This is a genomic window from Collinsella sp. TM09-10AT, from assembly GCF_003436275.1.
Lineage (GTDB): Bacteria > Actinomycetota > Coriobacteriia > Coriobacteriales > Coriobacteriaceae > Collinsella.
Genome location: NZ_QSOP01000004.1, coordinates 1 through 12,943 on the forward strand (window position 1 = coordinate 1; position 12,943 = coordinate 12,943).

The 12,943-nt window shown below is 61.4% G+C and carries 9 protein-coding genes; all 9 read left to right on the forward strand.

The features are described from left to right. Positions 1–261: 261 nt before the first annotated feature. The 9 genes from rpmE (at position 262) to DXD77_RS02630 (ending at position 12,804) form a co-directional block, all read left to right on the forward strand. Positions 262–687: a 50S ribosomal protein L31 gene (gene rpmE, locus DXD77_RS02590; RefSeq protein ID WP_006235303.1), complete on the forward strand. Its 426-nt coding sequence runs from the start codon at positions 262–264 to the stop codon at positions 685–687. 307 nt (positions 688–994) lie between these two features. Next, positions 995–3,802 (forward strand): preprotein translocase subunit SecA, encoded by a 2,808-nt coding sequence (gene secA / locus DXD77_RS02595; RefSeq protein WP_117646541.1) that lies wholly within the window; start codon positions 995–997, stop codon positions 3,800–3,802. Then, positions 3,802–4,950 carry a peptide chain release factor 2 gene (prfB, locus tag DXD77_RS02600; RefSeq protein WP_117646542.1) on the forward strand — a complete coding sequence of 383 codons (1,149 nt, stop codon included), beginning with the start codon at positions 3,802–3,804 and terminating at the stop codon, positions 4,948–4,950. The genes secA and prfB overlap by 1 nt, the downstream gene beginning before the upstream one ends. A gap of 131 nt (positions 4,951–5,081) precedes the next feature. Next, on the forward strand, positions 5,082–5,972 hold the full coding sequence (locus tag DXD77_RS02605; RefSeq protein ID WP_117646543.1) for a YitT family protein: 891 nt from the start codon (positions 5,082–5,084) through the stop codon (positions 5,970–5,972). Between the two features lie 208 nt (positions 5,973–6,180). Further along, a complete protein-coding gene (locus DXD77_RS02610) occupies positions 6,181–7,011 on the forward strand; it encodes a transketolase (RefSeq protein WP_117647649.1) in 831 nt (276 codons plus the stop codon). Position 7,012: 1 nt separating this feature from the next. Further along, on the forward strand, positions 7,013–7,954 hold the full coding sequence (locus tag DXD77_RS02615) for a transketolase family protein (RefSeq protein ID WP_117564201.1): 942 nt from the start codon (positions 7,013–7,015) through the stop codon (positions 7,952–7,954). 451 nt (positions 7,955–8,405) lie between these two features. Beyond that, on the forward strand, positions 8,406–9,626 hold the full coding sequence (gene ftsE / locus DXD77_RS02620; protein ID WP_117564202.1) for a cell division ATP-binding protein FtsE: 1,221 nt from the start codon (positions 8,406–8,408) through the stop codon (positions 9,624–9,626). Next, the gene (gene ftsX, locus DXD77_RS02625; RefSeq protein WP_099432018.1) at positions 9,613–10,533 is read left to right on the forward strand and encodes a permease-like cell division protein FtsX; all 921 of its coding nucleotides are present in this window, start codon (positions 9,613–9,615) and stop codon (positions 10,531–10,533) included. Before ftsE ends, ftsX begins: the two co-directional genes overlap by 14 nt. Positions 10,534–10,668: 135 nt before the next feature. Next, complete coding sequence (locus DXD77_RS02630) at positions 10,669–12,804, forward strand: ribonuclease R family protein (RefSeq protein ID WP_117647651.1); 2,136 nt, start codon at positions 10,669–10,671, stop codon at positions 12,802–12,804. Positions 12,805–12,943 lie beyond the last annotated feature (139 nt).

The following is a 12,943-nucleotide window of genomic DNA, read 5'->3' on the forward strand; positions in this document are numbered from 1 at the left end:
GGCACGCTCGTGGAAAAGATCAAGTCGTCCTCGCAGACGCTCAAGCAGGAATATCTCGATACATACGAGAGATGAATGTGGGGGAGTGTTCGGATGAAGTTGATATTTAAGGTCCAGCTCGTGTTGTGCCGAAAAGACCGTGAACCTTTTGTGGGACACGCGGCGCCGTGGTACCATAGCCGAGTTTGTTGTCTTGGTCGGAAACCAAGACGCCTTATGCGCTGATCGGTAACCAGCGCCTGACCAATAAGGAGTCCTACCATGAAGCAGGGTATCCATCCCCAGTATGTCGAGTGCACGGTGACGTGCTCCTGCGGCAACACCTTCAAGACGCACGCTACCGTGTCCGAGATGAAGGTTGAGCTTTGCAACGAGTGCCACCCGTTCTACACCGGCCAGCAGAAGTTCGTCGACACCGGTGGACGCGTCCAGCGCTTCGCCGACAAGTTCGGTGGCGCCGCTGCCGCCCAGCTCAAGAAGGCTGAGGAGGCCAAGGCTGCCAAGGCCGCCAAGGCTGCTGAGGCCGAGGCCGCTCGCAAGGCCGCCGCTGAGGCTAAGGCTGCCGAGAAGGCTAAGCGTGCTGCTAAGTTCGCCGAGGAGGCTGCCAAGCAGGCCGCCGAGGCTCCCGCAGAGGCTCCCGTCGAGGAGGCCGCTGCCGAGGCCGAGACCACCGAGGCTGCTGAGTAAATAGCTCGCCGCGGAATCGCTCGCATTCATGGCATAAGGGCCGTGCATCCATTTGGGTGCGCGGCCCTTTTCTTTTTATTGGTGCAAGCTAACCTGTCCCCGTGGCACCAAATGGCAGAGAGACGGCGTTTGCTCAGATAAAACTTGCCAAAATAAACCTGTCCCATTGTGGCAGGTTGGTCATAGTTATTACGTGGCGGTCGAGGTCGACCGTATAGGCCGTGCCTTGTTTGGCTAAAGTACAATCATCTGTGTTTAACTCGCCCGCAGCTGCACGGCGTGGGCGATGGCCAAAAAGGAAAACCACATGGGATTCATGTCAAAGCTGCTGTCCTTTGGATCCGATAAGGACCTTAAGCGCTACTACAAGATCGTCGACCAGATCAACGGTCTTGAGCCCCAGTTTGAGAAGATGACCGAGGAGGAACTCCGCGGCCAGACCGATAAGTTCCGCGAGCGTTACGCCAACGGCGAGTCGCTCGACGACATGCTCCCCGAGGCTTTTGCCACCGTGCGCGAGGCTTCCAAGCGCATCACGGGCATGCGTCACTTTGACGTACAGCTCATCGGCGCCATGGCGCTGCACGAGGGGCATATCGCCGAGATGAAGACCGGCGAAGGCAAGACGCTCGTCTCCACGCTGGCCGGCTACCTCAACGCTATTGCCGGCAAGGGCGTGCACGTCGTTACTGTCAATGATTACCTTGCCAAGCGCGACTCCGAGTGGATGGGCCGCATCTACAAGTACCTGGGCATGACCGTCGGTCTGCTCCAGAACAACATGCCGCTCGAGCTCAAGCGTCCGGCCTACCAGGCAGACGTCACCTACGGCACCAACTCCGAGTTCGGTTTCGACTACCTGCGCGACAACATGGTCACCCGCCCCGAGCAGCGCGTACAGCGCGGCCACAGCTACGCCATCGTCGACGAGGTCGACTCCATCCTGATCGACGAGGCACGTACCCCTCTCATCATCTCGGGCGCCGGCACCAAGTCCGCCAGCACCTACAAGGACTTCGCGCGTGCCGTGCGCGGCCTTGAGCGCGGCGAGGATGTCTCGCACGACATGCTCACCGCCACCGAGGACGTCGAGCCCACGGGCGACTACGTCATGGACGAGGCCAAGCACACTATCGCCGCCACCGAGCGCGGCCTTAAGAAGATTGAGCGCCGCCTGGGTATCGATGACATCTATGCCGATCTCTCCGGTCAGCTGGTCAACCACCTGCAGCAGGCGCTGAAGGCCCAGTACATGTTCCACCGCGACAAGCAGTACGTGGTCACCAACGGCGAGGTCAAGATCGTCGACGAGTTCACCGGCCGCATCATGGAAGGCCGCCGCTACTCCGAGGGCCTGCATCAGGCCATCGAGGCCAAAGAGGGCGTGCTCGTGCGCGAGGAGAACCAGACGCTGGCCACCATCACCTTGCAGAACTACTTCCGTCTGTATGACAAGCTCTCCGGCATGACCGGTACGGCACTCACCGAGGACGCCGAGTTCCGCGAGATTTACAAGCTGCCCGTCGAGGTCATCCCCTCCAACAAGCCCGTGCAGCGTGTTGACCACGAGGACCTGGTCTACCGCACCATCCAGGCCAAGTACAACGCCGTCGCCGACGACGTCGAGCGACGTCACGCCAAGGGCCAGCCGGTCCTGGTGGGCACCGTCTCCATCGAAAGCTCCGAGAAACTGTCGGCCGCCCTTACCAAGCGCGGCATCGCGCACGAGGTCCTCAACGCCAAGCACCACGAGCGCGAGGCTCATATCGTTGCTCAGGCCGGACGCTACGGCGCCGTGACCATCGCTACTAACATGGCCGGTCGTGGTACCGACATCCTGCTGGGCGGCAACCCCGACGAGCTGGTGCGCGAGCGCCTTGAGTACGAGGGCCTGACCATGGAGGACGTGACACCCGAGCAGCTCGAGCAGTTTAACGCCGAGGCCAAGGAGACCTGCAAGGCCGAGCGCGAGCGCGTGCTTGCCGCCGGCGGTCTGACCGTCATCGGCACCGAGCGCCATGAGTCCCGTCGTATCGACAACCAGCTGCGCGGCCGCTCCGGTCGTCAGGGCGATCCGGGCGAAACCCAGTTCTACCTGTCGCTCGAGGACGACCTCATGCGCCTGTTCGGCGGCGACAAGATGGACCGTGTCTCCAAGATGATGGTCACCGCCGACATGGGCGACGACATGCCCATCCAGCACAAGATCATCTCCAAGGCCGTCGAGAACGCCCAGCACAAGGTCGAGAGCATCAACTTCTCCATGCGCAAGAGCGTCCTTGAGTACGACGACGTCATGAACAAGCAGCGCCAGGTCATCTACGCTGAGCGCAATAAGATTCTGGACGGCAAGGACCTGACCGACCACATCACCGAGGTCATGCACGACACCGTGTACCGCTGCGTTCAGGAGTTCTGCACCAAGGACAGTCACGATGGCGAGCGCGACCTGGAGGGCCTGCGCAAGTGGGTTGTGGAGCTCACCGGCCACATCGATACGCCGAAGTTCCCCGACGAGGATTATGAGGCTCTGGCTGCCGATGTCCTGGCTTACGTAGAGAAGTGCTACAACATGAAGGCCGAGCGCTTGGGCGAGGACCTGATGCGCGAGCTCAACACCCAGGTCATGCTGCGCGTCATCGATACCCGCTGGATGAACTACCTGCAGGAGATGGACTATCTCAAGACCGGCATCGGCCTGCGCGGCTTTGGCCAGCGCGACCCGCTGGTCGAGTACAAGACCGAGGCCTACGGCGCGTTCCAGATCCTCGTCGACACCATGTACGAGGATTACCTGCGCACGGTTCTGCGCATCGAGATCAAGGCTGCCCCGCGTGCCGTGGAGCACAAGGAGGAGCCCGCGCTCGAGGGTGCGCACTTCTCCGGTCCTGCCGAGGTCGATGGTGACAACGGCGACTCGGTGCTGCGCAAGCAGGCGCAGGTGCAGGCCCGCACGGCTGTCCAGGGTGGTCCGGCTGCCGTCAACAACGGTGGCAAGGTGACCACCTATCGCAAGTCCGAGAGCGACGATCCGTACGTCAACGTGGGCCGCAACGACCCGTGCCCCTGCGGTAGCGGCAAGAAGTTTAAGTACTGCCACGGCAGGAATCGTTAATGGCTGAGGCTTTAGAGGTAACGCCCGCCGAGCTGGACGCGTTTGCGGACCGGCTCGGCGAGGTCGAGTCGTATCTCCACTTGGACGAAAAGCGCACGCGCGTGACCGAGCTCGAGGCCAAAAGCGTGGCCCCCGGCTTTTGGGATGACGCCGACGCCGCCCGTGCCACCATGGAGGAAATCGCGCGCACCAAGGAAGATATCGCTGCCGTGGACAACGCGCGCGGCGAGCTTTCCGATGCCCGCGCCGCGCTGGAGCTTGCCGAGGAGATGGGGGATGACCCCGATGCCGCCGCCCTTCGCGAGGAGGCTACAGCCACGGCTGAGCGCCTGGCCCGTGCCATCGATGAGCTTGAGCTTTCGAGCTGGTTTACCGGTGAGTTCGATCACGGCGATGCCATTGTGACCATCAAGCCCGGACAGGGTGGTCTGGAGGCCCAGGACTGGACCTTCATGCTATTTAAGATGTACATGAAGTACTGCCAGCGTCGCGGCTGGAAGGTCACGATTAACGACTGCCCCGCCGCTGAGGTCATCGGCATCGACCGCGCGACCTTTACCGTCGAGGGCAAGGACGCATTTGGCATGCTGCGCGCCGAGGCCGGCGTCCACCGCTTGGTTCGCATTAGCCCCACCGACGACAAGAAGCGCCGCCAGACCACGTTTGCCGGCGTCGAGGTCATCCCCGTGCTACCCGATGATATCGATATCGAGATCAGCCCCGATGACATCCGCGTGGACGTGTACCACGCGAGCGGCCCGGGCGGACAGGGCGTCAACACCACCGACTCCGCCGTACGCGTGACGCATTTTCCCAGCGGCATCGTTGTCACTTGCCAAAACGAGCGCAGCCAGATTCAAAACAAGGCCGCGTGCATGCAGATTCTCAAGGCCCGTCTGTACGAGATCGAGCTCGAGAAGCGCGCCGAGGCGCTCGACGAGATTCGTGGACCCAAGACCACGATCGGTTTTGGTAACCAGATTCGCAGCTACGTGCTCTACCCGTATCAGATGGTCAAGGACCTGCGCTCGGGTGTGGAGACTAGCAATGTCGAGGCCGTTCTTGACGATGGCGATCTGGATCCGTTTGTAATTGGCTATCACCGTTGGGCTACCGGCAACGCCGGTGCGGAAGGCTCGGACGCCTAGGCACATGGTTGGCTCCGGGTCGATGCAAACACTTCGCAGGGGGTGGTATTTGCTCGGTGAATCGGTAGAATCGAATACAGTAAGAAGTTCAAAGCGCACTCGTTTGGGTGCGCTTTTTTGAGGGAGGCAGCATGGCATATCGTCTGGACATCAAGCGCATTCTTTCGCTGAACTTCTTTCATGACTTGCCCAAGATCATGTTTGGCTGCGCCCTGGCAGCTATCGCGACGGATCTGTTTTTGATTCCCAACGGTCTTGCTGCCGGCGGCGTTACGGGTCTCGCCACGATTATCCAGGCGGTCGGCGCCTCGCATGGCATCTCGCTGCCTGTCGGTATTCAAACCATCGTGATGAATGCCTTGCTGCTGCTGGTCGTTATGCGCGAGGGGGGCATGTTCTACGTGGTCCAGACGGCGACGGGCTTTGTGCTGCTGGGCTTCTTCACCGACCTGTTCGCTCCGTTTGTGGCGCCGCTGGCACATGCCGACCTGATGCTGCCCGCTATGTGGGGCGGCATTATCACGGGCATTGGCTACGGCATGGTGCTACGCGCCGGTGCCAACACTGGCGGCTCTGACACCATCGGTCAGATTATCTCGCGCAATACGTCACTACCGGTGGGCTCCACCGTCATGGCGATCGACGTTGCCGTGTGCGCGCTGTCGGCCCCGGTCTTCTCGGTCGAAAACGCGCTGTATGCGGGCCTTTCGATGGTCATTAGCGGCTACGTGATCGATGCCGTGGTCGACGGCGGCAACAGGCGCCGTATGGTACTCATCATCTCGGACAAGTTCCCTGATATCGCTGCCGATATTATGTATGGCCTGGGTCGCGGCTGCACCAAGTTTAAGGCGACCGGCATGTACTCGGGCGCCGAGAAGCCGGTGATCATGGTCATTGTGAGCCGCCGCGAGCTCAACACCCTCAAAACGATCGTGCGCGAGCGCGATCCTCACGCCATTGTGACGGTCGCCGACGTTACGGAAGCTTTCGGTGAGGGATTCAAGGACATTAACGCGTAGGGCCGACTGCGTTCCATCCAAAAGACGTTCACATTGATAAACCGTTTCATCTGCGGGACTGCCTGCTAAATTGCTCAAATAATGATAAAAAGTCTGGTAAAGCCATCAGTTTCCAGCATAATGAATGACGTACGTGCATCGCGGCTGTGTTGGGACTACCTTTCCGTGCCGTGCGCATCTTGTCTTAAGAGGATGAAAGGAAGGCACAATGAGCGACGAAGAGCTCAAAAAGGTTGCCAACGAGGTAAGGAAGGGCATCGTCACCGGCGTGCACGCTGCCAAGTCCGGCCATCCGGGCGGTTCGCTCGGCGCTGCCGACATCATGACCTATCTGTACTTTGAGGAAATGAACGTCGACCCGGCCGACCCCCGCAAGGCCGACCGCGATCGCTTCGTGCTTTCCAAGGGTCATTGCGCGCCTGGTCTGTACGCCGTGCTCGCCGAGCGCGGATTCTTCCCCAAGGAGGATCTCGAGACGCTGCGCCACATCGGCAGCCACCTGCAAGGTCACCCCAACATGAACGACACCCCGGGCGTCGATATGTCCACCGGTTCGCTCGGCCAGGGCATCTCCGCCGCCGTGGGCATGGCCGTTGCCGCCAAGCACTGGGGCGACGACTATCGCACCTACGCCCTGCTGGGCGACGGCGAGAGCGAGGAGGGCCAGGTTTGGGAGGCTGCCATGTTTGCCGGCAACCAGCAGCTTGACAACCTCTGCGTGATCGTCGACCACAATGGCCTGCAGATCGACGGCCCCGTCGAGGAGGTCAACGACCCCATGCCGCTCGCCGACAAGTTCCGCGCCTTCAAGTTCCACGTGGTTGAGCTCACCGACGGCAACGACTTCGACCAGATCCGCGCCGCCTTTGCCGAGGCTCGCGCCACCAAGGGGCAGCCGACCGCCATTATCGCCGAGACCACAAAGGGCAAGGGCGTGTCCTTTATGGAGAACCAGGTTGGTTGGCACGGCAAGGCCCCCAACGATGAACAGTTTGAGCAGGCCATGGCAGAGCTCACGGCCGCCGGAGAGGAGCTCTAGGATGGCAGACGTCAAGAAAATCGCCACGCGTGTAAGCTACGGCGAGGCCCTCGTCGAGCTCGCCAACGAGCACGATGACTTTGTGGTCCTCGACGCCGACCTGGCCGCCGCCACGCAGACCGGTAAGTTTAAGGCCGCTTGCCCCGACCGCTTCTTCGACGTGGGTATCGCCGAGAGCAACCTGATGGGCGTCGCCGCCGGTATCGCGACCACTGGTCGTGTTGCCTTCGCGAGTACCTTTGCCATGTTCGCTGCCGGTCGCGCCTTTGAGCAGGTCCGCAACTCCATCGGCTACCCGCACCTCAACGTTAAGATCGGTGCCACGCACGCCGGCATCTCGGTGGGCGAGGACGGCGCCACGCACCAGTGCTGCGAGGATATCGCCCTCATGCGCGTCATCCCCGGCATGACCGTAATTGTTCCCGCCGACGACGTGGAGGCCCGCGCCGTGACGCGCGCCGCCTACGAGTGCGACGGTCCGGTGTACATGCGCTTCGCCCGTTTGGCCTCGCCGGTTATCAACGACCCCGAGACCTACAAGTTCGAGTTGGGTAAGGGCATTGTCATGCGCGAGGGCGCCGATGCGACCATCATCGCCTGCGGCCTGATGGTCGGCGAGGCTCTCGAGGCCGCCGAGCAGCTCGCTGCCGAGGGCATCGACGCCGAGGTCATCAACATGCACACCATCAAGCCCATCGATGCCGACCTGATCGTCAAGAGCGCCACCAAGACCGGCCACGTCGTGACCGTCGAGGAGCACTCTGTGATCGGTGGCCTGGGCAGCGCCGTTGCCGACGTCCTGTGTGAGCAGTGCCCGACGCCGCTCAAGAAGATTGGCGTCAACGACACCTTCGGCGAGTCCGGCCCGGGTGCCGAGCTCCTGCACAAGTACGGCCTGGACGCCGCCAACATCGTGGCGACCACCAAGGAGTTCTTGGCATAAGGCAAGACGAGGCAAAGTATCGTCTCAACAACCACATCCAAGCCAGAACAGGGGCATCCCCAAAGAGGGCGCCCCTGTTTTTGTTGAATTTAAATTAGAGTCCTGCCAAGCAAAGTTCCCATGGGGAAACGGGCCCATCCCAACAAAGTGCAATTCAGACCCTTCCAACTTTGTATGCGCAGCATCTCAAGTTGGTGCGTCGGCCCCATAGTAGCCGCAGACCGGGCGCAGGGTTACCTCCCAAATCTTTCCGCAGCGCAGGCCGGCGTTTGTCCGCAGCTCCGCAGGAGCAGGACAAATGCCGGCCATGCGCGAGGACGATTTGGGAGGTAACCCTGCGCCCGGCCGGTGGGATCCCAAAGCCCGCCATGCTTCTTATGTGCAGCAAAGCTAATGCTGCTAAAATACTAAGCGCTCATGTAGTTTAAACGCACGACGATAAGGAGCACCAGTGGGTAACCACTTCCGTACCTCCGGTGCGGGCGATGATGCCCCCAAGACGCAGACGGGCGTCCAGGGCAGTCGTTTCGCCACTCCGGATTCAGAGGGCCAGCCTGTTGCTCAGGCCCCCGCTCAGCCGGCAGATCAGGCACAGCCGGCATCCGATCCCTTTGCCTACAATCCCACCAGCGATGTCGCGCTTTCCGGCACGGCGGGTTTTGAGCCCGTTCAGGCCGTGACCGCTCGCGTGGAGCAGCCTCAGGCTGGCGCCGCCACGCCGCAGCCTACCATGGCCGGCATTCCCGACCCCATGGCCCCTGCGACGCCGGTTCCTCAGCCTGCGCAGTCCGGTCTCTTTGCCGCTATTCCCGATCCCACGCAGCCTGCTGCCTCGGTGGTCGAGAGCGATCAGGCCGCCGAGGTCGCAAGCCTCGATAACGCGCTCAACAACCCCGATTTTACGTCGGTGTTTGCGCCCATCGATCCGCAAGCCAGCCGCAAGAAGATGGCCAAGCAGGCCGGTGTCGAGCCCGTCATCCTTATGGAGCATGTCACCAAGATCTATCCGGCACAGCCCAACAAGCCTGCACTCGACGACATCAACATCGAGATCTATCCGGGCGAGTTCGTCTTCCTGGTCGGTCATTCCGGCTCGGGTAAGACCACGCTGCTGTCGACGCTCAACCGCGACGTCAAGCCGACGAGCGGCCGCATCTTGGTTGCCGGTCAGGACCTCATGAAGATCAAGAACCGCAAGGTTCCGTTCCTGCGCCGCCAGATTGGCGCCGTGTTCCAGGACTTTAAGCTTCTGCCGCAAAAGACCGCCTACGAAAACGTGGCGTTTGCCCTGCAGTGCATCGGCAAGCCCAAGGGCGTCATTCGCAGCCAGGTGCCGGAGGTGCTGCGTCTGGTCGGTCTGGCCGATCAGATGGACTCGCTGCCCGACCAGCTTTCCGGTGGCGAGCAGCAGCGCGTCGCCGTCGCCCGCGCTATGGTCAACCGTCCGCCGCTGCTGATCTGCGACGAGCCCACGGGTAACCTCGACCCGGCGATCTCGCTGGGCATCATGAAGCTGCTCGAGCGTATTAACCGCACCGGCACCACCGTGATCGTCGCCACGCACGACCGCGAGATGGTCGATAGCATGCACCGTCGCGTGATCGCCCTCGAGGGCGGCCACGTTATCCGCGACCAGGAGAGGGGAGGTTACGGCAACTATGGCACCAACTAACGTGGGCTACTCCTTCAAAGAGGCAATCAGTCACTTCTTCCGTAACTGGACTACCTCGCTCGGCGCCGTCATCACGATCTTCCTTTCGCTGTTTATCATCGGCCTGTTCATCATGGGCTCCGCGATGCTGAACTCCGTGATCGGCACCGTCGAGGATCAGGTCGTCATCAACGCCTTTATTAGCGATGACGCCGACCAGGCAGATGTTCAGGCCTTTGAGGCTGAGCTCAAGACGTGGAGCAACGTCAAGTCCGTGACGTACAAGGACAAGGACGACGCGCTGGCCGAGTATACGAGCAAGATGTCGGGCAACGCCGACGCCACCATGAGCGCGCTCGATGGCCAGAACCCGCTGCCGGCTTCGTTTGCAATTGAGATGGACGATCCGTCCAAGGTCGAGAGCACGGCCCAGAAGCTCAAGAAGAACGCCGACTTCCAGAAGATCGCGGATGACGGCGACGTCAACGCGAGCGTGCTGTACGGCCAAGAGGAAGTGAGCCGCCTGTTCCAGGTGACCAACTACATCCGCATCGCCGCCGTGGTGCTCGTTGGCCTTTTGACCTTTATCGCATTCATCTTCATCAACAACACGATTCGCCTGTCCATCACGGCGCGTCGTCGTGAGATTGCGATTATGCGTCTGGTCGGCGCCAGCAACGGCTTCATTCGCGGCCCGTTTATCACCGAGGGCGTACTGCAGGCCATTTTGGGCTCGCTGCTTTCCATCGGCGTTCTGGAGCTGCTGCGCAATCTGATGATTCCGCGTTTGCAGGAGAGCATCGGCTGGATGTCGTTTGCCCTGCCGATGCAGTACTACCTGGTGACCTATGCTGCGCTGATTCTGGTCGGTGTGATTATCGGTCTCTTTGGTTCTGCCATAGCCATGCGCCGCTACCTGCGCGTGTAGGCATGCCTGGAATTCATCCCTTCCAACGGGTCGTCTCTTATGGGGCGGCCCGTTTTTTGATCTCTAGGGGACGGCAGGAAAGCGAATCATTTGGGTAGACTCTTTGGAGTTCGTCATCGATAGCAAGGAGGCGCCATGGGGCGCAATAACAAGCATAAGCGCGGTGCTCGCAATAAGCGTGGGCCGGTGCGCAGCGAACGCCGTCTGAGCCTGACCGGGCGCGTGCAGCTCCATGAGCATGGCGCCTATGTCATAACCGAGAGCGGCGACTACAAGGTTATGGGCCGCGGTAAGCGCGAGATCATGGATGGCGATACCGTTGCCGTGAGCATTAAGAACAGCCCGCACGGTGAGCGGCGCGCCGTGATCGAAGGCGTGGTTGAGCGCGCAGCCATAAGCGTGGTGGGTACGTACCAGACCGCTGGTCCGCTCGGTGTGATCGAGCCGCTCGATTCGCGCCTGAAGGCCGACTTCTTCATTCTGTCCGAGGATGCCTCGGCGGATCGTCTGGGCGTCCACCCGGGTGATGCCGTTGTCGCGCGCATTTTGACCTACCCGACGCGCCTGGAATCGGGCACCGTGACGATCGAACGCCGCATTGGCGGAGATGACGCGCCCGATTTGGGCGTTCAATACGTGATGGCGCGTTACGGCTATACCGATAGCTATCCCGAGGCCGCGCTGGACGAGGCCGAGGGGCTTTCGCTCGATGTGTCCGCGGCGCTTAAGGACCCGCTCCGCCGCGATCTGCGCGACCGCTTTGTCATCACGATCGACCCGGTCGACGCGCGCGACTTTGACGATGCCATTTCGCTTGAGCGCACGCCCGAGGGTGGCTACAAGCTGGGTGTGCATATCGCTGACGTTTCTCACTATGTGGCTTGGGACGGGCATATCGATCTTGAGGCTCGCCATCGTACGACATCGGTGTATCTGGCCGATCGCGTGCTTCCCATGCTGCCCGAACGCCTGTCCTGTGACCTATGCTCGCTTCGCCCTGACGAGGACCGTCTTGCGTTTACCGTTGACATTGAGCTCGATGCGCAGGGTCGCGTGCGGCATTACGATCCTTACCCCAGCGTGATTCGCTCGCGTGTGCGTATGGACTATGACGGCGCCGAGGCGCTGCTGGTGCGTGCCGGCGCGGTTGAGTATTCGGTGCTGGAAGGCGCCGCTGAGGATGTTGCGGCTGCTGAGGCCTCGCGCGAGGAGGCGCTTGAGCGCGGTCTTGCGTGCGAGGAAACTGCTCGCGGCTATAACGTCGACCTCGGCGATTTCCTTGTCGCCGCCAAGGAACTCGCCGAACTTCGCCGTCGTATTCGTCGTGCCCGCGGCTCAGTCGATTTTGACACGGCCGAGATTCGCGCTCTATTGGATGAGGACGGAGTACCCGTGCAGATTGTGGCGCGCGAGCGTTCGTGTGCCACGTCGCTTATCGAGGAAGCCATGCTACTCGCCAACGAGTGCGTTGCAGAGTGGCTGGCAGACCGTGATATCGAGGCCTGCTATCGCGTGCATGAGGATCCGAGCCCCGATAGCCTGCACGGTGCCGCCGTTGCGCTGGCGCAGCTAGGCATCATCGACGATCGCCGTGCTGCCGGTATCGCCCTGGGGAGTCCCGATGAGCTACAGGCTGCAGTTGATGCTGCCGCCGGTACGGCCAACGCACCGCTCGTCAACACGCTGCTTCTGCGCAGCATGCAGCGCGCACTGTACAAGCCGCGCAACGAGGGCCACTTTGCGCTCGCCGCGCCGTGCTACTGTCACTTTACGAGTCCCATCCGTCGCTACCCCGATCTGGTGGTGCACCGCGTGCTCAAACTGCAGTTGGCCTATGAGCAGCTCGGCGGCAAGGACGCCCTGGTCCGTACGCCGCGGCTGATCGGCAAGGGGCGCGAGTCGCTGCCGCGCATTCTGCCGCAGATCTGCCGCGCATGCAGCGATGCCGAGCGCGCGGCAGATGCCGCTAGCCATGCGACGCAAAAGATCAAGATTGCCCAGTACTATGAGGATCGCCTGGGCGAGCGCTATGCCGGAACGGTCTCATGGGTCAGCAGTATGGGCCTGTTCGTACGCTTGGACCTGACACAGGTCGAAGGCTTGGTTTCGATCAAGAGCCTGGGCAACGAGTGGTTCGAGTTTGACGAGGACGCGCTCACGCTCACAGGTGTCGACACGGGGACCCGCTATGAACTGGGGCAGCGTGTGATCATCGAGGTCTCACGCGTCAATACCACGCGCGGGCACTTGGACTTTAAGCTTATCCATTAGCCAAATTCCGACTCATGGTGTGGGGGCGGAGAGCGGCCTTTCGGGACCGCCCTTCGCATTTGAATCGTGGCTATCTTGCCGTCTGCTCGGCCGCCTGCTTGCCTGCTATTGGAGAGGTAAAACCTACCAAAATAAACCT